At 62.4% G+C, this 22,669-nt stretch carries 17 protein-coding genes; 4 read left to right on the top strand and 13 right to left on the bottom strand.

What is annotated here, in order from left to right; all coding sequences use genetic code 11:
• Positions 1-168: 168 nt before the first annotated feature.
• From CO655_RS09620 to CO655_RS09595, 6 genes are read right to left on the bottom strand one after another with little or no spacing between them, the layout of a single operon-like run.
• Positions 169-1,215 carry a carbohydrate ABC transporter permease gene (locus CO655_RS09620; protein WP_170965030.1) on the bottom strand — a complete coding sequence of 349 codons (1,047 nt, stop codon included), beginning with the start codon at positions 1,213-1,215 and terminating at the stop codon, positions 169-171.
• A gap of 13 nt (positions 1,216-1,228) precedes the next feature.
• Positions 1,229-2,215, bottom strand: coding sequence for a sugar ABC transporter permease (locus CO655_RS09615; protein WP_097607769.1), 987 nt, complete (start codon positions 2,213-2,215; stop codon positions 1,229-1,231).
• A 2-nt stretch (positions 2,216-2,217) separates the two neighbouring features.
• A complete protein-coding gene (gene ugpC, locus CO655_RS09610) occupies positions 2,218-3,324 on the bottom strand; it encodes a sn-glycerol-3-phosphate ABC transporter ATP-binding protein UgpC (RefSeq protein ID WP_097607770.1) in 1,107 nt (368 codons plus the stop codon).
• A complete protein-coding gene (locus tag CO655_RS09605; protein ID WP_097607771.1) occupies positions 3,312-4,676 on the bottom strand; it encodes a glycoside hydrolase family 28 protein in 1,365 nt (454 codons plus the stop codon). Before CO655_RS09605 ends, ugpC begins: the two co-directional genes overlap by 13 nt.
• Complete coding sequence (locus CO655_RS09600; RefSeq protein WP_097607772.1) at positions 4,673-5,767, bottom strand: glycoside hydrolase family 88 protein; 1,095 nt, start codon at positions 5,765-5,767, stop codon at positions 4,673-4,675. Before CO655_RS09600 ends, CO655_RS09605 begins: the two co-directional genes overlap by 4 nt.
• Before the next feature lie 16 nt (positions 5,768-5,783).
• A complete protein-coding gene (locus CO655_RS09595) occupies positions 5,784-8,306 on the bottom strand; it encodes a hypothetical protein (RefSeq protein ID WP_097664467.1) in 2,523 nt (840 codons plus the stop codon).
• Positions 8,307-8,497: 191 nt separating this feature from the next.
• Here CO655_RS09595 and CO655_RS09590 point away from each other — a divergent pair, with 191 nt between their 5' ends.
• Both CO655_RS09590 and CO655_RS09585 read left to right on the top strand, forming a co-directional pair.
• Positions 8,498-9,784 (top strand): ABC transporter substrate-binding protein, encoded by a 1,287-nt coding sequence (locus CO655_RS09590; protein WP_097664466.1) that lies wholly within the window; start codon positions 8,498-8,500, stop codon positions 9,782-9,784.
• Positions 9,785-10,048: 264 nt separating this feature from the next.
• Positions 10,049-11,311, top strand: a complete 1,263-nt coding sequence (locus CO655_RS09585) for a DUF3422 domain-containing protein (protein ID WP_097664464.1) — start codon at positions 10,049-10,051, stop codon at positions 11,309-11,311.
• 138 nt (positions 11,312-11,449) lie between these two features.
• Here the strand turns inward: CO655_RS09585 and CO655_RS09580 are convergent, their stop codons facing one another.
• Complete coding sequence (locus CO655_RS09580) at positions 11,450-12,379, bottom strand: LysR family transcriptional regulator (RefSeq protein ID WP_176539230.1); 930 nt, start codon at positions 12,377-12,379, stop codon at positions 11,450-11,452.
• A 146-nt stretch (positions 12,380-12,525) separates the two neighbouring features.
• Here CO655_RS09580 and CO655_RS09575 point away from each other — a divergent pair, with 146 nt between their 5' ends.
• Positions 12,526-13,638, top strand: coding sequence for an NADP-dependent oxidoreductase (locus CO655_RS09575; protein ID WP_097664462.1), 1,113 nt, complete (start codon positions 12,526-12,528; stop codon positions 13,636-13,638).
• Positions 13,639-13,713: 75 nt separating this feature from the next.
• On the opposite strand, the gene CO655_RS09570 is transcribed toward CO655_RS09575, so the two are convergent.
• The 6 genes from CO655_RS09570 to CO655_RS09545 form a co-directional block, all read right to left on the bottom strand.
• Entirely contained in the window at positions 13,714-15,861 is a 2,148-nt protein-coding gene (locus tag CO655_RS09570; RefSeq protein ID WP_097664541.1) for a methyl-accepting chemotaxis protein, read from the bottom strand.
• Positions 15,862-15,877: 16 nt separating this feature from the next.
• A complete protein-coding gene (locus CO655_RS09565; protein WP_097607778.1) occupies positions 15,878-16,807 on the bottom strand; it encodes a substrate-binding domain-containing protein in 930 nt (309 codons plus the stop codon).
• Positions 16,808-16,985: 178 nt separating this feature from the next.
• Positions 16,986-17,870 carry a carbohydrate ABC transporter permease gene (locus CO655_RS09560; RefSeq protein WP_010032110.1) on the bottom strand — a complete coding sequence of 295 codons (885 nt, stop codon included), beginning with the start codon at positions 17,868-17,870 and terminating at the stop codon, positions 16,986-16,988.
• Entirely contained in the window at positions 17,860-18,786 is a 927-nt protein-coding gene (locus CO655_RS09555; protein WP_097664461.1) for a sugar ABC transporter permease, read from the bottom strand. The genes CO655_RS09560 and CO655_RS09555 overlap by 11 nt, the downstream gene beginning before the upstream one ends.
• 37 nt (positions 18,787-18,823) lie before the next feature.
• Entirely contained in the window at positions 18,824-20,047 is a 1,224-nt protein-coding gene (locus tag CO655_RS09550; protein WP_097664460.1) for a sugar ABC transporter substrate-binding protein, read from the bottom strand.
• A 49-nt stretch (positions 20,048-20,096) separates the two neighbouring features.
• Positions 20,097-21,419: an alpha-L-fucosidase gene (locus CO655_RS09545; RefSeq protein ID WP_097664459.1), complete on the bottom strand. Its 1,323-nt coding sequence runs from the start codon at positions 21,417-21,419 to the stop codon at positions 20,097-20,099.
• A gap of 207 nt (positions 21,420-21,626) precedes the next feature.
• Between CO655_RS09545 and CO655_RS09540 the strand changes: the two genes are divergently transcribed.
• Positions 21,627-22,634, top strand: coding sequence for a LacI family DNA-binding transcriptional regulator (locus tag CO655_RS09540; RefSeq protein ID WP_010030799.1), 1,008 nt, complete (start codon positions 21,627-21,629; stop codon positions 22,632-22,634).
• The last annotated feature ends 35 nt before the right edge of the window (positions 22,635-22,669 follow it).

Raw genomic sequence — 22,669 nt, 5'->3', positions numbered from 1 at the left:
AGCCTGAACCGCTCCTGTCGAAAGCGGGAGGCCACAGCCCTACCCGCGCAATGGTGCGATGTCGAATCCGGCCCGAAGGCGATCTGCCTCGCCGGCGAGCGCTGCAGCTGCAACGCTCGGGAGGGTCTCCCGCCTCAACCCCTGGTCGGGGTTATGCGCCAGCTTCGCCTACTTCATCCCCGTTCCGGCAATGCCCGTCGTGATGTATTTCTGCAGGAACAGGAACACGACGGTGACAGGCAGCAGGCTGAGGAAGGTCATCGCCAGGATATAGTGCCACTGCACCGAAAACTCGCCCTGGAAGGCGTTGAGGCCCACCTGCAGCGTGAAATTCTCGCGGCTGTTGAGCACGATGAGCGGCCAGAGGAAGTCGTTCCAGCGCCAGAGCACGGAGAAGATCGCGAGAACCGCGAGGGCCGGCGCCGTCAGGGGCAGGATGATGCGCCAGAAGATGCAGAATTCGCTCGCCGCATCGACGCGCGCCGCCTCGATCAACTCGTCCGGTATGGTCAGCATATATTGCCGCAGCAGGAAGACGGCGGTCGGCGAGGCGATCGTCGGCAGGATGACGCCCCAGAGATTGTCGGCAAGCCCCACCCCGACGATGACGAGATAGGCAGGGACCATGACCACGGCGAGCGGGATCATCAGCGTCGAGATGATGATGACGAAAACCGTCGTGTCGCCGCGAAATTTGTATTTCGACAGGGCAAAGGCCGCCATGGCGTTGACAACAAGCGTCAAAAGCGTCGCAACGACGGTGACGAACACCGAGTTCTTGAGGAAGGTCAGGAAGTTGAAGCGCGTCAGCGGATCGGTGTAGTTCTCGGTGGCGACGGTCATGTGCTGCACCGGGGTGATCCCCTTCACGTCGACGCTGACCGGCTGTCCCGGATTGGCGGGATCGACCATCTGCGCCTTGAGGCCGATGCGCCGGACCATCGCCATTTCACGCGCCTGGCCGTCGATCGTCACCTGCCAGATGCTGAGCGGCTTGTCGAAGCCGGGCACGGTTTGCTCCACCGCGGCGCGCGGCAGCAGCGTCGGCGGAAAGCGGGTGATTTCGGCCGCCGGCTTCAGCGAGGAGAGACCAGCCCAGAGGACGGGAACGAGCACGGCGAGCGTGCCGCCGATCAGCCAAACCCACGACAGGATATCGGTGATGTCGATGCGTCCGGCCCGGCGCGTGCGCGTCATGAAGCGGATCGGGTTCATAGAGCTGTTCATCTCAGGACTCCATTCGCTTGCCGAGGCGCAGCTGTATGAGGGTGAGAACCAGAAGCACCAGCCCCATGAGAACCGACGCGGCCGAGGCAAGGCCGAAGAGGCGAAGATCGCTGCTGAAGGCCATCTGGTAGATATATTGGACGATGAAGCTGTTGGCCGTGCCCGGGCCGCCGCCATTCGTCAGAACCCAAGCTTCGTCAAAGATCTGCACGGACTTGATCATCAGAAGGATGAAGACGACGAGCAGGTTCGGCGCCAGCAGCGGCAGCGTGATCCTGAAGAGGGTGCGGCGCGGCGACGCGGCGTCGATGGAGGCTGCCTCGTAGAGCTCCTTCGGGATCGCCTGGAGACCGGCGAGCAGGATCAGGGTGTAAAAGCCCATGTGGAACCAGACCGAGACCACCACCACGAAGAACCGCGACCAGCCGACATCGAGCAGAAAGATCTCCGGGGGAACGCCGAGCATCTGGAAGAAGGCGTTCAGCAGTCCGTTGCGATCGAGGAACCATTTCCAGATCAGGCCGATGACGACGGGCGACAGCAGAACGGGGTAGAAGAACATCGCCCGGAAGAAGCCGCGCGCAAAGATCGCCCGGTTGAGGATCAGCGCCGTGATCAGCGCCACCAGCAAAGTGGCGGTGACGTTCAATGCGACGAACCAGAGCGTATTCCACACCGCCGTCCAGAACAGCGATTCCTGGCAGGTTCCCGGCTGCAGGTAATTGCCGCAGGAAAGCAGGGCGCGGAAGTTGTCGAAGCCGACGAAGGGCCGCTCCGAGACGAAAAGATTGGTGCCGCCGGTGAAGGCGTAACCGACCGCGATGGCGATCGGAAGGAATGTGAAGATGGCGAACAGAATAAGGTTCGGCGCCAGGAACAGCCAAGGCATGCGCTTGCGGCCGAAGAGGCGCTCGAACGCATTCATCGGCGCCTCGACCACCTTCATCGCCGTGTCGCCCGCCTGGGAGAACAATGCAGCAGCAGCCATGGTCAGCGCCTCCCCTGCCCCGATCGGCGGGCAAAAGCCAGGCCACTTTCGGGATCGAACAGATGAACGCGGGCCGGATCGGCATCGATCATGATCCGGTCGCCCTGAACAGGTGCGAAATGGCCGGCTTCATGGATGATGATCTGCTCCTCCTGCCCGGCAAGATTGCCGTAGACATAGGTCTCGGTGCCGAGGCCTTCGTGATATTGGACGACGAACGGCAGACCGCTCTCGCTGGAACGGGAGAAATGCGCGGGCCTTATGCCGGCCAGCACATCCTGCCCGACGGCGATGCCCTTGGGATCGACATCGCTGACGATCCTGCCGCCGCTGACGACATCGATGACGACACCGCTCTCGCCGATGGCGGCGACCTTGCCCTTGATGATGTTCATGCGCGGCGAGCCGAGGAAGCCGGCGACGAAGAGATTACGCGGGTGGTCGAAGAGTTCGAGCGGTGCGCCGACCTGCTCGACCCGCCCGGCGCGCAGCACGACGATCTTGTCGGCCATGGTCATCGCCTCGACCTGGTCGTGGGTGACATAGATCATCGTCGTCTTGATCTCGCGGTGGAGCTTGGTGATCTCCGCCCGGGTCTGGACGCGCAGCGCCGCGTCGAGGTTGGAAAGCGGCTCGTCGAACAGGAAAATGTCAGGCTCGCGCACGATCGCCCGGCCGATCGCCACGCGCTGGCGCTGGCCGCCGGAAAGCTGCTTCGGCCGCCGGTCGAGATAGGGTTCGATCGCCAGCATCCTGGCGGCTTCGGCGATCCGCGCCTCGATTTCGGCGCGCTTGAACTTCAGATTCTCCAGGCCGAAAGCGAGGTTCTTGCGGACGCTCATATGCGGATAGAGCGCGTAGGACTGGAAGACCATGGCGATCTTGCGCTCGGCCGGCGAAAGGGCGCTGACGTCCCGGCCGCCGATCGCGATTCCGCCCGACGTGACCTCTTCAAGGCCGGCGATGACGCGCAGCAGGGTCGACTTGCCGCATCCCGACGGGCCGACGAAGACGACGAACTCGCCGTCCTTGATATCGAGTTCGACGTCATGCAGCACTTTGACGGAGCCATACGACTTGTTGACGGTGGAAAGTTTCAGTTCTGCCATGCCCCACTCCCATCGGGTGCCGCCGTTTCGAAGACGACGTCGATTGCGTTCCAGCCTTGCGGCAGCGGTGTCGGCCTATTGATCCGCACCTCTTTCATTAAGATCCCGGCAACGCCGGCCACGTAGGCGGCCGGCATACCGCCGGGATAGTCCTGCAGGCCGATCACGCGGCCGTCCGCACCGCGGGTCCAGGCATTGGCCCGTCCGCCGCCATCGGCCTTCGGCGCGAGATCGGCATTGGTCGGACGCAGGTCGTAGCTCCGCCCGGTGCCGAGTTGCCCGGGCTGCTGATCGATGGCGATCCGGGCGAGCGACACATTGCGGATGCCTGCCGGCGCGGCCGCGATGATGGTGATCGCCCCTTCCATGCGGCCGGTCACGTCTTCGACGATGAGATTTTCGACGGCGCCCGCAGGCCGCTCGGCGATACGATCGACGACGTTGACGGTCAGCGCCTCGCCCGAACCCCAGAAACCATCCGGTGTTTCCACGCACTCTACGGCAATCCGGGAAAACCTCACATTCGATATTCGGCCGCCGTCGCGGGAGAAGATGCCGAGCGCCCTGTTGGAAGACGAAACGCTGCAGTCCTCGAATACGACATTGCTGACATCTCCATGCGTTTCCGTGCCGATCTTCAGCGCGCAGCTGAGGCTCTGAACAGCGCAGCGGCGCACAAGAATGTTCTCGCATCGCCCGATGGCCACACCGTCAGGCCCGATGCTGGTCTTCAGGCAGATGCCGTCGTCGGCCGTCGATATGCTGCAATCTTCGATGACGGCGCCGCGGCAGGCGTCGAGCACGATGCCATCGGTATTGGGAAGACGACGGTCGTTTTCGATCGTGACGTTGCGGACGGCAAGATCGGCGCAGCCGACGAAATGTAGCGTCCACATCGGCGAGCGGCTGATGGTGATGGAACTGATCTCGACCTCGTCGCAGCCTTCGAAGACGACGACGCGCGGACGGAATTCGGCCGGAATGAAGGTGCCGACGCTCTCGTCGTCTCCGATGATGAAGCTCTCGCAGCCGGCTTCGATGCGTCCCTCCCCCGTCAGGCCGATCCGCCGCGCATCCTTGGCGACGATCATGCCGCGATCGGATTTTTCGGCGATCACCGAAACGGTCGTATGCGCATAGGCCGCATAGTCGGGGATGGGACGCAGGATGGCGCCGGCCGCCAGGTGCAGATCGACGCCAGAGCGGAGCCGGAGCCCCTGGCAGAGGTGGATGCCAGCCAGGAGCTCCAGGCGTCCGCCGCCGGAAGCTGAAAGAGTGTCGATTGCCGTCTGCAGGCGATCGGTGTTGTCGCCGTCGAATGCCTCGATCGTGACGAGGGAGGTGGCACTCATTGGCGTCGGCCGCTCTCGATAAGGACTTCGGTCAGCAGCAGCATGGTCAGCGCCTGGCCATAAGGGGTCGGCAGGTTCGGAATGCGCCGGTAGAAGTCGAGGTCATGGCCCATCGGCGTGCCGTCCGAAACGCCGTGGACGACGCCCTCCTCGTCGATCTGGGCCAGCACGGCCTTCAGCGCGCGCTCTGCATGGACCTTGTCGCTCTCGCCGAGAATGCCGGCATCGATGGCGCGCAAAATGCCGTAGGCGATGCCCGCCGTGGCCGAGGTTTCCAGCGGCGAAGAGGGATCGTCGAGCAGCGTCGTGAACATGCCGTCCGGCCGCTGATATGCTTTCAGGGAACGCACCTGGCTGACGAGGACGTTCGACAGGAACCGCCGGTCCTTCTCGCCGAGCGTCGGCACGAGATCGAAGAGTTCGGGAATGGCGACGGTGATCCAGGCATTGCCGCGGGCCCAGAAGGCATTGGCGAAATTGTGCCGGCCGTTGAAGGTCCAGCCGTGATACCAGAGCCCGCTGACGGGATCGGAGAGATAGCGGGTGTGGATGACGAACTGGTAGACGGCCTCGTCGATCCAGTCGTTGCGCCTGCAGAGCACGCCGGCGCGCGCAAGGAACAGGCAGGCCATGAACAGCGTGTCGTCCCACAATTCGCCGTCGTTGAGGCGTTCCTTGACGACGTGCTGGAAGCCGCCCTCCTCCGTCTTCGGCAATTCCTTGACGAGCCATTCGGCCCAGTCCTCGACGAGGGCGCGAAAGTCCGGACGATCGACATGCTCGACAAGGATCGCGAGCGGCAGCATCGGCGCCGTGCTGTTGATCTGGCGCGGCGGCAGGCCGCGCTCGATCTGGCCGCTGTACCAGACGACGAGCTCCTGTAGCGCCTTCTGGTCATTGGTGGAGATTGCGCGTCGGAGAAAGCCGTAAAGGCCGACACCGACTTCCCAGTCCCACTCGTCGAACTGGATTCCGGAGGTGGCGCTTCCACTGACGAGACCTTCCTTGATGCCTCGGAGCCGGCTGAAAGCCGTTGCCACGCGATCAATCGTCGTCAGGAGGGCGGCGTTATCGACAGATGCTGTGTTCATGCTGGAGACCTATGTTTCAGGAATAGAAGGGTCCGTCAGTGCCGGCGCCGGAGGCAGCACTGTCGTGGGTGAGGATCGGGTGCGGCTGATCATGGGTGAACGGCCGGGGCTTGCCGCCGATGGAAAGGCCGTCGGCATAGGAAAGAGAGAGCGCCGCGCCACCCGGCGGCGTCAGCGTCAGCAGGCGGCGCGCAGGGTCGAAGGCAACCGTTGTCTGGCAAAGGCGTTCGAGGAAGGCCTTGAAGGCGTCGCCATTGCCGCATCCGACGATGGCCGCCCAGCCGCCGAGCGGCCCGTAGGAGCGCGCCTCGCGGCCGGCGGTCGGCCCATCGGCGATCAGTTCCAGGCCGTTAGACGCCCAGAGGGCTGCAAATCCCCTGCCCGACCGGGCGATCAGCCATTTGTCTTCGACGATGAGATCGTCGAGACCGTCGCGGCCGATATAGGCATGCGTCCATGCATGCCGCGCGTCGCTTGTGTCCTCGATCAGCAGGGCGATATCGCGATGCTGGGCAACCCGCGGCAGGATGCCGTTGCCGGCCCAGTAGGACGGCCTTTGATTGCCCCACGGATCGTCCTCGCCGGGATGATTGACCCATAGCCTCGCCATCGGATGGCCGGCCAGCTTGATGTCGAGGACGTGCTGCTGGTGCCCCTTCCGGCCGGTCTTGTGATCTACGACCGTCGAAAGCTGCGCCGCCTCGTTCTTGAAGAGCACGAGCTTTCCGCTCTCCAGCCCCTGGCTGTAGCGCGCCTCGACGCTTCTCCCCCGCGACAGCGAAGCCAGCTCGGCGAGATCGGCCGGCGGCTCATAATCGCCGGCGCAGAACATCGTCAGTGCCGCAACGCCGTTGTTGAGCCAGCCGGTGCCGAAGGCCACCTGGGCGAAGGGGGCAAGCTCGGTCAGCGGGCCGGCGCGCAGCTCCTTGTCGTAAGCGCGCCCCTGGGAGCCGGCCGGAACGCCGGCCAGTGTATGAAGGGCGATCATGCGGAAGATGAGGTCGATCTGACCGCGGGCGCGATCGGCAATCCCGCTCTCTGCCCAGCGCTCCAGCGCCAGGAGACCGATGAAATCGATCGGATAATAGGCGGCCGAATTCCACTCCGCCAGGCCATGGGCCTCGACGCTGTCGAACCAGCGCCCGAGCCGCTCGACGGCGAGTTCCGCCTGCTGCCGTCCCGTGCGGCCCGAGGCCGAAAAGATCGCGTCCGGCAAGAGAAGCCCGGCCAAAAGCTGGCTGGTATGAAAGCAGAGCACATGGTTCTCGCTCCAGAACCACATCGCGTCATTGCCCGGCTCGTCGACCCAGTAGCGGTAGGAGAGGACCGAACGGCGGATGCGTTCGACCGTCGCCTCCGGCATCCGGTCGCCATAGGCGCCGAGCAGCCACAGGAGCGGCACCATGATGAAATCGGAGCAATCCTCGCGCGCATCGATGGAGGCGAGCGTCGCGTCGACGATGCGGTCGAAGCTTTCCGGATCGAGATGGCCGGTTTCCATCATCGCGATCAGCCGCCCAGCGCGGTTGGCGCCGAAGCGGGCGCTATATTCCAGCGCCTGGCGCTTGCGGGCGGCAAGCGATGCCTCTGCCGGCAATGGCGAAAGGCTACTCATGAAGGCGGCATCGATGACGCGGGTGACCGAGCCTGGCCCGGAGCCGATCGTCATGTGGATGCCGTGATAACCATCCGCAATGCCGCAGACATCCTCCGCGATCAGCCGGCCCTGATGGGCACGCAGCGTTAGTTTCGAATGGACGAGAACGGGCCGCTCATGGCCATGGCCGACGACCTTGAGTTCGACCGGCAGGTCGCGCTCGGGCGCCGTGTCGAAGATGATCTCCAGCGGCTGGTTGACGAAGACGTCGCGCGCCGGGCGCACCCCACGCGAAAGCGCTTCCAGTTCGCGCACCTCGTCCTGATCGAGTGCTACCGGCAGCAGCACGCAGAGCGGCTCCTTGTCCAGCATTTCGAGCTCGAAGAACCAGGTGGTGTCGCGTTCGGCGAGATCTTCGGTATGGACGAGAATTTCGTTGTCGCCGGCGTCCAGCCGCAGCGCTATCTCGGTTGCGCTTTCGACGTTGCGCTTGAAGGGCTCGAAACGCACGGCTTCCTGCCCGTTGACCCAGATGCGGACACCGCCGCAGGTCTTCAGCGCGAGTTTGAGTGTGCGCGGGGCTTCCGTCCTGAACGTGCCCTTCAGCCATCGTTGCACATGGGTCGGCACATGCCAGAAGCTGGTAAACTCGACGCGGCGGTTCGAACCGGGAAGATAGAGGCTTTCGGTCGGCCAGGACGTGTCCGGCTCCAGCGCCCGCCCGACCATGCTGGACCAGAAGGCCTTGCGGCACGGCAGGTCGCCGACATCGACGAAACCGTTGATGAAACGATAGTTCACGCGATCTTCGGCCGGGGCCGGTTCGCCGGGAAAATAGCGCTCGATGAGGGCGGAAACGGCCCATGCCGTGATCGTCTGCCCCTCGGCCACGCCGTATGCTGGCGCCATGTCGTCCGGCTGCTTGATGCTTTCCGTTTTCACAGATCGCCTCCTCCGCAATCCTATGAAAATATTTTCATTAGGTGATTTTGGCGCGTTATTTCTGAAAATTGCTCAAAAACATCGCTATTCGCTTAGAAAATAGCTTGACGGGACGAATGTCAAGTATATGAAATTCACTTATCGATGGCTGATGCCGCGATTGATGAAAATGTTTTCATGGGAGGATGAAAATGAAAACCTATCTCTCAGGGGCTTTCGCACTGGCGCTGGCCACCGTTTCTTTCGCCTGGTCCAGCGTGGCCATGGCCGAAACCCAGACGATCACCTTTCTCTTCACCGACGACGACCAGGCTTACGTCGAGCGGATGGAAGCGCTGAGCAAGGAATTCGAGACCGCGCATCCCGACATCAAGGTGAACTTCGTCTCGTCGGGTTATGATGCCGTCGCCAAGCAGCTGCCGGTGCAGCTCGCCATCGGCGAAGGTCCCGACATCGCCAAGATCACCGACTGGCAGCTGGCGCCCTATTACCTCGACATGCGCCCGCTGATGAAAGATCCCGACGGCTTCGCCAAGCTGCACGGCGACAGCCTGAACACGCTTCGCTTCCCCGGCGTCAACGATCCGAATTCGATCAACGGCTATGTCGCGTCGCAGACCTTCAACCTGCCCTTCGTCAACAAGACGCTGTTCGAGCAGGCGAAAGAACCGCTTCCGAAGCCGACCGCCACGCTGAAGGACATCGTCGAAGCTTCCGCTCGCGTCGCCAAGGCGACCGGCGCTCAGATCCCCTTCACGATGGACCGCTCGGGCCACCGCTTCTCCGGCGGGGCCTTCTCCTACGGCTCGAACTACGTCAAGGACGGCAAGTTCTCGTTCCCGGACGATGCCGCCAAGCACTACATCACCGATCTCTACAACTGGACGAAGGACGGCTCTTTCCCGAAGGAAATGTGGGGTGCTGCCGGCGGAACCCAGTACAAGAACATGGGTGACGAGTTCGTCAACGGCAATGTCGTGACCTATCTCGCCGGCAACTGGATGGTCAATCCGTTCCAGAAGAAGATCGGCGACGCCTTCGACTGGACGGCGATCAGCGCGCCCTGCGGCGATGCCGGTTGCTATGCGATGCCTGGTGGTACCGCGATCGTCGGCTTCAAGCGCACCAAGCATCCTGAGGCTGTCGCCGCTTTCATCGAGTTCCTCGGCTCGGAAAAGATCCAGCGTGAAATCGCCGAAAACTACGTCATCCTGACCGGCGCCGACATCAAGGATCCGCAGTACAAGCTCGAGAGCCAGAATGCCAAGGACGCCATGGCCGTCTTCCTTTCGGCCCGCAACAGCGCGCCGAAGGCAGCCCGCGACCTCGAACGCCTCAAGGGCTCGTCCGCCATCTATCAGCTCATCGTCCAGCGGATGAGCCAGCTGATCGTCGGCGAACTTTCCCTTGAAGACACGTTCAAGGCGATGAGCGCGGACGTCGACAAGGTCAACGTGGCGCTCGCCGCCAACAAGTAACCGGCCGCGCCTGTCTCCCACAGATTGCGCGCTGCATCAGCCACGGCCTCGCAACAGGCCGTGGCTGATCGTTTTTGGCCGCCTCTGTCGATCAGCTAGCCGCCGCGGCAGATCGGCGCGGATAGGAGGGATGGTTCTTTGGTGTCGTGACACGGACTTCGCGAGCGGCTATAGGCGTGTCGGCCTGCGCGGCGCGCCGGCGTCAGGCTCAACTTACTGAAGCCGGCAAACCGGCGGCAGTCCAGCCCATTGAGGTGCATCTCCATGCCACTCGGCTCCGAGCATCCGCTGCGAAGGGAACTTCACAACGAGCTCCATGCGCGCCCGTCGCTTTATTTCGATGGCGACACCGATGTCTGGCACGTCGCCATCGTCGGCGAGAACGGCCCTCCCTCGCTGCCCGGTTCCCTGCCGGGATTGGAAGATGTGACCACGACCGGCGAGGGCAACCACGGCATCGGCCGCGTCGGCGACGGCCGGCTGAAATGGGAAGCCCATACCGAGTTCCTGACCCTCACCTTCGTCGTGCCGGCATCGGCCGAACCCGGCAGCAACCCGCCGGAAGCCTTTCGAGCCTGCTGCAGCCAGATTGGCGGCAAGGTCATCGCGGCCGTGCGCGTGCTGGTGCGCGACGAAAAGGACGGGCGCATCCTGGAAAAACCCAAGCTCGACTATGTCGCTTCGCGGGTCGGCGGCGGCGACGCCGAGGTGCATTCGAACTTTCGACTGACCGACAGCGGCTTCCTCGAGTTCCTGTTCTTCAACCGCAACCTCAACGCCTATCGCACCGGCCGCATGGTCCGGCGTTTCCTGGAAATCGAGACATATCGGATGATGGCGCTGTTGGCGTTGCCGATGGCGCGCGAGACCGTGTCGAAGCTTTCCGCCTTCGACCAGCGCCTCGATCTCCTGATCGTCCATATGCAGAGCGCCGTCAAAGTCGACAAGGCGCTGTTATCGGAGGTGACGAGGCTCTCCTCCGATGTGCTCAACTTCTCCGCACTTGCCCGCCACCGCTTCGGCGCGACGAAAGCCTATGCCGAGATCGTGGCGAGCAGGCTGTCGGAGCTTCGAGAAGAGCGGGTCGAACAAAGGCAGAGGCTGGGTACGTTCATCGACCGGCGCTTCCAACCGGCTGTCCGCTCGGTCTATGCGGCAGAACGGCGCCTCGACGAACTGGCCGAACGCGTCAGCCTGGCCGGAGACCTGCTCAGGACCACCGTGCAGGTTCAGCTCGAAGATCAGAACGCCTCATTGCTGACCTCGATGGAAGAGCGCGCGCGCATCCAGGTGCATATCCAGCAGGCGGTCGAAGGCTTTTCGGTCATCGCCATCACCTATTATACTATTGGCCTGGCGAAGATCAGCCTCGAAAGCATCTCCGCCTTGGGTGTCGACCCTCATGTGACGAAGCTCGCCGTTCTCGGCGCCATCCCACTCGTGCTCTTCGCCGTCTGGACCGCGGTTCGCCATGTCCGCAGAAGCATCGCCGGCACACCGCACGGCCCGACATCCGGAAGCCACTGACGCGACGTCAACCGCTTGCGCCTGTGCCCCCTGCCATCGCTTCTTGTGCGAAAGCACCTTCATGACAGGATGCATCCTCCCAGTCCCGAAGATTTCGATGTCGCCCCCAGCGCATGCTGTGATCGCATCCGTGGAACCTTACAAACTTCGAACGCTTGCTGCTACAAGGTCCCGCAACCAAATCGCTCCGGGGTCTTCGTGGACGCGCCTATGCCACACCATCCGGTAGCCGAATTCGCGTAATTCCAGCGGTGGCTCGACAAGTGTCAAGTCTCTGCCGGCTGCGAGCGTGGATGCTACCCGGCTCGGCAGCACGACGATAAGGTCGGACGCCGCGCAGACGAACGCGGCGGTAGCGAAATAAGGGAGCCTGAGAGCGATACGCCGCTCCAGGCCTTGCCTGGCAAGCACCTCATCCACATGGCTCCTGGGCAGGCCCGGAACGCTCACAAGTGCGTGCGGGTAGGCGAGAAACTCCTCGGGGGTCAAACTCCGCTGAGATCCGTTCTCGCGCCCGGCAAGCAGCGGGTGGCGTGTGCTCATCAAGCAGATCAGTCTTTCTTCAAACAGCGAGCGGGTCATCAGCCCCTCCGGGACCGGATGATCGGTATAGAGGATAAGGTCGATATGTCCGCTTCCGAGCTGCACGAACGTGTCGTTTGTGAACGGCACGATCTCGATGACCGCATTCGGCGCCTCCTGAGCGAACATGGACATCAGGCTGGGAAGCATGATGATCGCGGCGTGATCCGTCATGGCAATGCGAAACAGGCGCTGCGTGGTTCCGGGATCGAACGCAGATGGCGCAACGAAGCTCTCTAACTGATTGAGCAAGCTCGCGAGCGGATCAATCAGGCTTTCGGCCCGAGCCGTCGGCGTCATTCCGGACTTTCCTTTCAGCAGAATCTTGTCACCGAGCAGCATGCGAAGCCTTGCCAGTGCACGGCTTACGGCCGGTTGGCTCATATTGAGCCGCTTCGCGGTGAGGGTCACGCTGCGTGTTTCCAGCAGCAGACGCAGCACGACAAGGTGGTTCAGGTCGACATTACGAAAATCCGTTTTCTGCATAACGCTAATGCGTATCATTCATTGGACGCAAAATATAGCACCCGCTACGCTGCTCCCATTCACCGCTTCGAACGAGCATCCTCGTTTCTCGTGGCATGCGGACCTGCTGCCGCAATTCAGAAACGCAGTAACAAAAGAGATCAGATTTGGCCGAGACATTTCGCCAGTGGGTGCTTGCAAAACCGCTTGAAGGATCGCTTGAGCCGAGCCACTTCGAGCTGCGGGAGGTACCTCTACCCGAGCCAGCGCCAGGACAGGCGCTTGTGCGGGTCCTGCTTGCCAACATCCATTCCGCCACACGCAAACGTATGGCTGCCGGTGGCACGAAAGTCGGTTCGACCGACTCCACGAACTTCGCCTGCGCCGTCGTCGTGAAGTCGCGCGATCCGGTGTTCAACGAAGGCGACGTGATCCATTGCCAGGCCGGGTGGCAAGAATACCAGCTGGTATCGAGCACTGACGCTGCGGTCGGCTACCCTGCGGTCAGCGAGCTGGTGAAAACAGCCAACGGCACCAGCTCGCCCTTCCTTTATGCATTCAGGCCCGCACTCGTCAAAATGTGGTCGCCCTCGGTACTGATGAATGTGCTCGGCACATCAGGCCTGACTGCCTATTTCGGCCTGCGCGAATGCGGGCCGCTAATGCCGCGCGATCAGGTCGCCGTAGCGGGCACGAGTGGCTCGGTGGGATCAATCGCGGCGCAGCTGGCGAAAATTGCAGGCTCACGGGTCATCGGCTTCGCGGGTGGGGCAGACCGGTGCGGCTGGATCGTTGATACGCTGGAGATCGACGACTGCATCGACTACAAGGCCGATGATCTTGATGCCGAGCTGCAAAGCCGCTTCCCTCAAGGCATCGACTTCTTCTCGGACGGGGTCGGCGGGCGCGTCACCGAGGCCGTCCTCAAACGGCTGAACATGAACGGCCGCATGTTCTCCTACGGCTCGGCGGCCTCGCTCTACGGCGAAAGTCCGGCAGCCGGAGCGCCTGCGCCTACGATACGCCGAATGATGGGCATTTCCGAAGAGGTCGAAGAAATCTTGCGCCGGCGCAATATCAAGGCCGAAGCCTGGATGGTCACCGACTTCGCCCATGAACGCCTGAAAGCCGAGGATGATCTTTCACGGCTGATGTTCGCAGGAAGACTGAAACCGGTCACCAACCTCGTGGAGGGTTTCGAGAAGCTGCCTGAAGCCGTCGCCGGCCTCTACCGCGCCGGCCGGTCCGGGAAGCTGCAGGTGCAGTTCGGAACACTTTGAAGCGATGTCCGAAGGCGTCGCCGCCTCCGGAGAACGTTCGCATTGAGCCGTTGGCTATGATGATAGCTCCGGCGGTCAGGACGCCATGGCGTAATGGCGGTGGTGGTCCGATGCCCGGCCGCTGCTGGTCCTGAACCGGCGCAGCAGCTCGGCGAGGCTTTCGGTCTCGTGCGTCAGGCTCTGGGCGGCGGCCGTGGTTTCCTCGACCATCGCGGCGTTCTGCTGGGTCACCTTGTCCATCTGGTCGCCGGCGGCCGAGACTTCACGCAGGCTGGTGGCCTGCTCGCGGGCGGCAACGGCGATCTCGGCCACGGTCGCGTTCATGGCGGTGACCTGCTCGACGATCTGTTCGAGCGAGAGGCCGGATTCGCCGACCAGTTCAACGCCGGTCTTGACCTGCGCCGAGGAGGTGGAGATCAGTTCCTTGATCTCCCGTGCCGCGTTGGCGGAGCGCTGGGCGAGCTCGCGGACTTCCTGGGCGACGACGGCAAAGCCCTTGCCGGCATCACCGGCGCGCGCCGCTTCGACGCCGGCATTCAGCGCCAGCAGGTTGGTCTGGAAGGCGATCTCGTCGATGACGCTGATGATGTTGCCGATCTTCGACGATGAGTTCTGGATTTCCGTCATCGCGGCAATGGCGCGCGAGACGATCTCGCCGCCCTTTTCGGCGTTAGTGCGGGCCGTCGCCACGACAGCCTGAGCGCGGCTGGCGCCCTCGGCCGTGCCGTTGACGCCGCGGGTCACGTCACCCAGCGCCGCGACCGTTTCCTCCAGCGACGCTGCCTGCTGCTCGGTGCGGCGGGCAAGATCGTTGGAGGCAGTGGAGATTTCCGCAAGGCCGGACCGGATGGTGGCAACCGCGCGAATGACGGAGTCGACCGCTTCCTCGAGGCTCGCGACCGAATTGTTGAAGTGATCCCTGATCCTGACATAGCGATGGTCGACTTCGCCGACGCGGACGGTGAGATCGCCCTTCGACAGCGCGTCGAGGCCGACGGAAATCTGCCGGAACGCATGCTCCATCACCTGCGCATCGCTAAGCCGCTCGGCTTCCTGGCGCAGCCGCTCTTCTTCGGCAGCGAGGCGGGCGCGTTCGGCATTGGCTTCGGCGATCAGCTTGGCGCGTCCGGTCTCCTGGAAAACCTTCAGCGAACGCGCCATGCCCCCAAGCTCGTGGCGATGCTCGACGCCGGTGATGACGATCGCATCGTCGCCACGGGCGAGCTGCTCCATGGACTGCGCCATCCCGCGCACCGCCGAGGAAATCAAGCGGCCGACAAAATAGGAGAGCACGAGCCCGATGACGATCAGCAAGCCGCTGATAACAAGCGTCGCGCTCGTCGCGGAGGCAACGGTTGCTTCGACCGAACCGTCGAGATTCTTCTGGGCGCCGGTAACGGTGGCCTGCAAATCCCTAAATTCGCCTGATATTTTCGGGGCGAGCACTCCAAGCTGCGTCTGGCGGATATTGCCGGAAGCCTGCAGCACTTCCTTCATATCGCCGAGACGGGCGGTGTAGTTCTGCATCAGCTGGCCGGCGCCCATCAAGCGCTTCTTCTGCAGCTCGTCCTTCGCGGCCTTGGCGGCGGCATCGTTGAGTGCCACGGCTTCGGCGAGTGCTGCCTGAGCCGTTTCGTAAGCGGCAAAATCCTCGGAATGCACGAAGCGTTCGGAGAAATAGAGGCTGCGGTTCAGGGCTTCCAGCGTCGCTCCCGTCATGTGCAGCAAGGCGACATCGTTCTGCCGCCAGGCGCTGCGCATGACATCGTTGAGCGCGATGCTGGTCCAGGGACCGAATTCGGTGACCTTGGAGATCAGCAGGTCGCGACGGGCCTGAAGGGAAACGATCTGCTCGAAGGCCTTGCCATAGGCGGCGATATCCTGGCGGATGACCGCAAGACCGGATTGCAGGTCCTTGTTGCCGGCAAAACGCGGATCGTCCGCCTCGAATGCCTTCACACCGGCGCGGAAGCTGTCGACGACGGCCTGCGTCGGCGTGGTGCGGAAGGCTTCCGCCGACATCTGGATCTCGTGCAGTTTCTCGCTGTAATCCGAGATGGCGAGGCTCTGACCGGCCGTGGCGCGATAGGAGGCGAAGATCGCGGCGAGCCCGTTCATGCCGGAGATCGCGCTGACGGTCAGCAGGCTCATCAGCAGGATCAACGGCACGAAGCCTGCGGTGATCTGCGCGCGAATGCCGAATTTATTCCAGAAATGCAACATCATAGGCCTCTTATGCTCACTGGCTCTTCGGCAGGTATTGCGCAATGTTCTCAGGGGTGACGAGCTCGAAGGGCACGTTGTTTTCGCGCGGCACCTTCTCCTTCTTGACGAGCTTGACGGCAGCCTCGACGGCGGCGGCACCCTGCCCGACGGCGCTCTGGAGAATGGTCACGTCGAGATCGCCGGCCACCATCGCGGCGAGTGCATCGTCGGTGGCGTCGACGCCGGCGACGACGACGTCCTTCATCGGGATATTGGCCTTCTTCATGGCGCGGATCGCACCGAGCGCCATCTCGTCATTGTTGGCGATGACGGCGTCGAACTTGACGCCGGCCGCCAGCCATTCCTGCATCTGCTGATCGGCATAATCGCGCGACCAATAGGCCGCCTGTTGCTCGACGATCTCAAGGCCTTTGCATTCCGGCGTCGCGATGACATCGGCGATGTCCTGGGTGCGGGTGCGGGCGGCCACATGGAAAACCTCGCCCATCAGTACGACGACGCGGCCCTTGCCCTTGAGGAGAGAGCATACTTGCTTCGTCTCCAGCGTACCGGAGTCTTTCTCATCGGAGGCGACAACGACCTGATTGTCCGGCAAGTCCAAGAGATTGGAGGGTGTCGTGTTGATGTAGATCAGCGGAATGCCGGCATCCGCTGCGATCTTGGTCATTTGCGGCCCGAGATCGCCATCAGACAGCATCATGATAATGGCATCGACCTTGTCGGCGACGAACTGCTGAACCTGCTTCTTCTGCAGCTCATTGTCGCCATTGGCATTCTGGGTGACGAGCTTGAGGCCTGATATCGTCTTCCCGTGCGAGACGACGCCGTTCACAAGCATCTCTCTGAACTTGTCGAGATTGGTCATCGAAACCCCGATCGTCTGCGCATTGGCAACAGAGACCGATATCGCCAAGGCGATGGATGCAAGCGTCGCGGTTTTCATGAAATCCCCTATGCGATTCGGATATGAATGCGTTATTTCAAATCATGGTTAAATTTTACTTTGCGCGCGGAAACGAGAAGTAACGCGGGGAATAGGAATCTTGCAGCGGCGCACGGCTGGACTTGAAACAGGTCAAGCCGGATTTGAAGTGACGGCATCAAGTCTTTGTTTTTAAATATCAGCGTCCGCCGAAACCGGAGCCGACGGTGATGCCCTTGTAGATCACCCTCTGCAGCACGATGGCAAGAATGACGCCCGGCACCATGGATATTGTCGCGCCGGCCATGATGTAATTCCAGGAGGTGCCTTGCTGCGTCTGGAACAAGGTGAGCCCGAGCGGCAGCGTGGCTTTGTCGAGGCCGCTGGTAGCGATCAGCGGCCAGAGGAAGCTCTTCCACTGGGCGATGAAAGTGAAGAGCGAGAGCAGGCCGATCGCCGGCATGGCGAGCGGCACGATGACGGTGACCAGGATGCGCAGGCGCGACGCCCCGTCCATCATCGCCGCCTCGTCGAGATCCTTTGGAATGCCGAGGATGAACTGCCGCAGCAGGAAGGTGCCGAAAGAGGAGAAGGCGACCGGCAGGATCATCCCGTGATAGGTGTTGATCCAGCCGAGCTTGCTGACGACCAGGAAGAGCGGGATGACCAGCATCACCTGCGGGATCATCAGCGTGCTGAGATAGGTGAGCAGCAGCCCTTCCCGTCCGGGAAACCGCAGGCGCGCGAAAGCATAGGCCGAGAGGCAGGAAACCACGAGTACGATCGCGGTCACACCGCAGGCGACGATGAAGGAATTCATCAGGAAGGTGCCGAAGGGCAGCGAAACCAGCGCCTCGACGAAATTGCCCCACTGATATTCCTCAGGCAGGATGCGCACCGGCACGGCCAGCACTTCGGTATTGGAGCGCACCGCATTCGACACCATCCAGAAGAACGGAAAGAGGAAGAGCAGCGCGACCAGCGAAAGGCCGGCATAGCTGAAGAAGGTGCCGATGCGCCGCAGGATGCGGTGCCGGTTCCGGGACTGGGAGTGCGGATGCCGTGAGGTCGCGTCAATCGTCATAATGCACCCATTTGCGCTGCATGTGGAACTGCAGGATGGTGAGCGCCATGATCATGACGAACATCACCCAGGCGAGCGCCGAGGCATAGCCCATCTGGAAATTGGTGAAGCCCTTCTGGTAGATGGCGAAGCCGAGAGTGGCGGTCGCCGAGCCCGGGCCGCCGCGCGTCATGGCGAAGATCTCGTCGAAAACCTGCAGCGAGGTGATGGCCGTCATGACGGTGGCGAAGAAGACCGTCGGCGAGATAAGCGGCAGGCGGATACGCCAGAAGCGCCGCCACGGCCCTGCCCCATCGATCATCGCCGCCTCGAGATAGTGCTTCGGCACCAGGTCGAGCGCGGCGTTGAACATCACGACGTTGTAGCCGACATTGGCCCAGAGCGTGACGAGCACGACCGCCTGCATGGCCCAGCAGGAACTCAGCAGGAAATTCGGCAGGCCGAGGCCGAGTGACCGGATGATGCTGTCGGCCAGCCCATCCGGCGTGAAGATCAGCAGCCACACCACGGAGGCCGCGATCGTCGGCGTGAAGGTCGGCAGGAAGAAGATCACCCGGAAGATCGCCTTGCCGCGCTTGAGGCTCGATATCCACACCGCCAGCGTCAGCGAGACGATGATATTCACCGCCAGATATTCGACCGCGAAGAACAGCGTATTGCCGAGGATGGTGTAGAAGGCCGGATCGACGGTGAAGAGCTTGATATAATTCTGAAAGCCGACGAAGGACGGCGTCGTCAGCAGCTGCCAGTTGGTGAAGGACAGCGCCAGCGACGCCAGGATCGGCAGGGCCATGAAGATCATGAAGCCGAGGAAGCTCGGCAGCAGGAACAGCATGGCCGTCTGCGTTTCCGGCTTCAGGAAGCGCCGAGGCTGCCCGGGCTGCAGGCTGATTTCGGCGACGGCGCTTTCCGACATCTTTTCCTCCATGCGCGGCAAATCCCGCCGCCGCGCTCTATTGCTGCGCGAGGCTTTGGATGGACTCCATCGTCTGCTTGGCGTCGGCGCTGCCGCCGAAGGCCGGCGGGAAATACTGGTTGAACAGGTTTTCCACCGCCGCCCAGTTGTTGGTGATCACATAGGGCACCGAATGCGCCAGCGAATAATCGAGCGCCTCGCCGCCATTGGTGATGTCCTTGGCCGCCACCTTGTACCAGGAGGATTGCGAGGCCGTGCGGGCCGGCAGCGCGCGGCCCTGTTCGGCGAGATATTGCAGCGCCTCGGGGCTGGTCAGCACCTGGATCGCCTTCCAGGCCGCATCCTTGTTCTTGCTCGTCGTGGCGATACCGAAACCGGAGCCCGCCGTGACTGCGGCAAGGTCCTTGTCGTCCTCGCGCGGCAGGGTGGTGAGGCCGATCTTGAACTTCGCCTTGTCTTTCATGCCGATGATCGACCAGGGACCATCGACATACATGGCGACATTGCCCGAATTGAACCGACCCTGAATGACCGTGCCGGCATCTGCGCTCGACGGCACCAGCGGCGCGATCTTATCCTTGGCGGCAAAGCCGATCACCCTGTCGGCAGCGGCAATAGCGCTCTGATTGGTAAGGTCGAGCTCTCCTGAATCATTGACATATTTGTCGCCCCAGGCCGAAGCGAGCACCGAATAGTTCTGCGGCGTGATGCCGAAGCCGTATTTGCCGTCCTTGGTCAGCTTCTTGGCAGCCTCGGTAAATTCCGCAAGCGTCCAGCCCGGCTTCGGCAGCGGAACGCCGGCGGCTTCAAGCGCATCCTGGTTATAGTAGATGACCCACGGGCCGACGTCGTAAGGCAGACCGTAGAGCTGCTTGTCGACCGACATGCCACCGATGATCGAAGGCGTAAAGGCGCCGACATCGAACTTGTCGGCGGCGATCCGGTCGTTCAGAGGCTCGAGCAGCGAATAGAAATTCGGCATGCGCAGCGACTGCATGGAAACGATGTCGGCGAGCTGGCCCGACGCCGCCAGCACCGGCAGGCGGGTCCAGTAATCGACCCAGCCGGTCGTCGTCAGCGTTACCTTGATATCGGGATATTTGGCGGTCACCATATCGGCCAGGTGCTGCCAGCCCTTGGTATCGGCCTCGGAACCGGTCCACATCTGCCAGGTCAGGTTGACCTGCTCGGCCGATGCTGTTGTGGCAAAGAGGCTGCCGCCGATTGCGGCAAGCAAAAGCGTTTTCTTCAGAACCTTCATGGGTTTCTCCTCCCTCCATGACGCAATGAACACGCGAATGCGACCGAGTTCACGCCTTGAGGACGATCTCGATCACCGGGACGGTAACGTCGGGTCGCCGGACCGGCAGTTCGAGCGTGATCATGCCCTCCGGCACCATCACGCCGATATTGGAATCCACGTCTTTCGTCTGGCTGAGCCAGCGCACTTCGCTGGCATCGTGCAGGAACTGCGCATAGGCGATCCTGTCGGCAAGACCTTCGATATGAATGTGGCGGTAGGGCCAGTTGTAGACGTGCAGGTAGAGGCGGTTGTCGCGCTGGGTGTAGCGGCAGCCGGCCGGCACCGGAAATTCGGAGGGACCGGCGCCGTAGATCGAGCGCCCATTGACCTCCATCCAGTTCTGGTAGACCTCGAGCGCCGCGATGGCGCGGGCGTCGAAGGTGCCGCGGCCGGTCGGGCCGACATTCATCAGGAGGTTGCCGCCGAGCGCGACGGAATCGATCAGCAGCTGGATGATCTGCTCCGGGCTCTTCCAGCTGTCCTCGTCGCGGTGATAGCCCCAGGAGCCGCTGAAGGTGTGGCAGGCTTCCCAGAGCACACCCTGGCTGGCGATGGCAGGCGCCACGCGCGGCGTATATTGCTCCGGCGTCGTCACGTCGGGCAGCTTGCCCGGCGGCAGGTCGAGTCGGTTGTTGACGATGATTTCGGGCTGCAGCTCACGCACCAGTTCCAGCAGCCGCTCGCTCTCCCAGTCCGCGCGCCCCTTGCCGGGCAGGCCGCGATATTCGCGGCCGGGATAGCTGAAATCGAACCAGATGATGTCGACGCGGCCGAAGCCGGTCAGAAGCTCGCGCACCTGTTCGCGCATATAGGCGGCGTAATTGGCGATGTTGCGCCCTGAATTCAGCGCCTCGGCGTCGGGATGGTTGCGCAAGGGGTGGTGGACGTCGATCGGAAAGTCAGGATGGTGCCAGTCGAGCAGCGAATAATAGAAGCCGATCTTCAGCCCTTCGGCGCGAAACGCTTCGACCAGCGGCGTCAGCAAATCCTTGCCGCAGGGCGTGTTCGGCGCCTTGTAATCGGTGACCTTGCTATCCCAGAGGCAGAAGCCTTCGTGATGCTTGGTCGTCACCACGACATATTTCATGCCCGCAAGCCGGGCGCGGCGCGCCCAGGCCTTGGGATCGTAGAGATCGGGATCGAAATTCTCGAAATAGCGCTGATAATGGTCGTCGTTCAGCTCTTCGCGGTTCTTCAACCACTCATGCCGCGCCCCCAGAGCATAAAGCCCCCAATGGATGAACATGCCAAGGCGATCATGGCTGAACCAGGCGTGCTTGCCCGCCCCTAACGATTCAGGCTTTTCCGGCCAGCGTTCCGAACTCGTCACAGGTTTCTCCTCCCTGTTTTCCGGCTCGACATCATATCGAACCGGTTCGGTAATTGATCATCTTGCTTGATCCCTTGCCTGTCAAGCCGAATTTCTGAAATCGTGAAACCCATTGTATCGACACACATTCTGGCTAATCATGGAGGATAAGTTGCGCAGACGAAAGAAATCTGACAAAAGGAAAGCTTTAGAACCGGTTCGATAGATATGACGACCATACGAGATGTCGCGCGCCTGGCGGGGGTTTCGATCTCGACCGTCTCGCTTGCGCTCAACAGCCCGAAGCGGGTCGGCGCCGAGACGCTCGACCGCATCCAGCAGGCGATCAAATCGACCGGCTACCGCATCGATCCGGTGGCCCAGACGCTAGCGCGCGGGCGCAGCTCGCTCATCGGTTTCGTGTCGGCCAATCTCAGCAATATGTTCTTCGGCGATATCCGCCGCGAGATCGAGCATCAGGCGCTCGACCACGGCTATTTCGTCCTGATCGCCGACTCCTCCGGCCGCGCCGACCTCGAACGGGCGCTGCTGGAGCGGATGGAAGCGCAAAAGATCGCCGGTATTGCGCTGGCGACAAACGGCCACGGCGCGGAATACGCAGCCTTCCTGCGCGACTTCAAGACGCCGATCGTGATGTTCGACCAGAAGGTCGAAGGTGCAGAGCGCGATTTCGTCGGCTCCGACAATCCGCTGACGACGACCATCCTGACCGAGCACCTGCTGCAGCTCGGCCACCGGCGCATCGCCTTCATCTCCGGCCCGAGCGGCCTGCACACCGCCGACGAACGGCTCAAGGGCTTCATGGATACGATGGCGGCCGCCGGCGTCGATGTCGATCCTTCGCTGGTCACCGAGGGCGGCTATACCAGGACGGGCGGCCATACGCAGGCGATGCGGCTGCTCACCCGCCGCGACCGGCCGACCGCCATCATCGGCGCCAACAACATGATGGGGCTCGCGACGCTGCAGGTGATGCAGGAAATGGGCTTCCGCTGCCCAGAGGACGTATCCCTGGCGATGGTCGACGACGTGCCCTGGAGCAATGTCATCACGCCGCGCATCACCATGGTGGTGCAGGATGCGCAAAAGCTCGGCGAACTGGCGGCGCAGCGGCTGCTGGCAAGAATATCAAGCTCCGAGGCCGCCGCCGAACCACCGCGGGATTTCATCCTGACGCCGAGATTCGTGCGGGGGGAGTCGACCAGGCGGCTGTGAAGACTTGCCCCTCGCCATTGAAAGATCCGAGAATT

This window comes from Rhizobium sp. M1 (assembly GCF_002531805.1).
Lineage (GTDB): Bacteria > Pseudomonadota > Alphaproteobacteria > Rhizobiales > Rhizobiaceae > Rhizobium > Rhizobium etli_C.
The sequence above is the reverse complement of the archived record's forward strand: the minus strand, read 5'-3'. Positions and strand labels throughout refer to the sequence as shown.

Bases quoted from the DNA above. Each gene is read 5' to 3' on its own strand.
- CO655_RS09590 (WP_097664466.1), top strand. From the start codon at position 8,498: ATGAAAACCTATCTCTCAGGGGCTTTCGCACTGGCGCTGGCCACCGTT.
- CO655_RS09565 (WP_097607778.1), bottom strand. From the start codon at position 16,807: ATGAAAACCGCGACGCTTGCATCCATCGCCTTGGCGATATCGGTCTCT.
- CO655_RS09605 (WP_097607771.1), bottom strand. From the start codon at position 4,676: ATGAGTGCCACCTCCCTCGTCACGATCGAGGCATTCGACGGCGACAAC.
- CO655_RS09555 (WP_097664461.1), bottom strand. From the start codon at position 18,786: ATGTCGGAAAGCGCCGTCGCCGAAATCAGCCTGCAGCCCGGGCAGCCT.
- CO655_RS09550 (WP_097664460.1), bottom strand. From the start codon at position 20,047: ATGAAGGTTCTGAAGAAAACGCTTTTGCTTGCCGCAATCGGCGGCAGC.
- CO655_RS09600 (WP_097607772.1), bottom strand. From the start codon at position 5,767: ATGAACACAGCATCTGTCGATAACGCCGCCCTCCTGACGACGATTGAT.
- CO655_RS09585 (WP_097664464.1), top strand. From the start codon at position 10,049: ATGCCACTCGGCTCCGAGCATCCGCTGCGAAGGGAACTTCACAACGAG.
- CO655_RS09570 (WP_097664541.1), bottom strand. From the start codon at position 15,861: ATGTTGCATTTCTGGAATAAATTCGGCATTCGCGCGCAGATCACCGCA.
- CO655_RS09540 (WP_010030799.1), top strand. From the start codon at position 21,627: ATGACGACCATACGAGATGTCGCGCGCCTGGCGGGGGTTTCGATCTCG.
- CO655_RS09620 (WP_170965030.1), bottom strand. From the start codon at position 1,215: ATGAACCCGATCCGCTTCATGACGCGCACGCGCCGGGCCGGACGCATC.
- ugpC (WP_097607770.1), bottom strand. From the start codon at position 3,324: ATGGCAGAACTGAAACTTTCCACCGTCAACAAGTCGTATGGCTCCGTC.
- CO655_RS09580 (WP_176539230.1), bottom strand. From the start codon at position 12,379: ATGCAGAAAACGGATTTTCGTAATGTCGACCTGAACCACCTTGTCGTG.
- CO655_RS09560 (WP_010032110.1), bottom strand. From the start codon at position 17,870: ATGACGATTGACGCGACCTCACGGCATCCGCACTCCCAGTCCCGGAAC.
- CO655_RS09615 (WP_097607769.1), bottom strand. From the start codon at position 2,215: ATGGCTGCTGCTGCATTGTTCTCCCAGGCGGGCGACACGGCGATGAAG.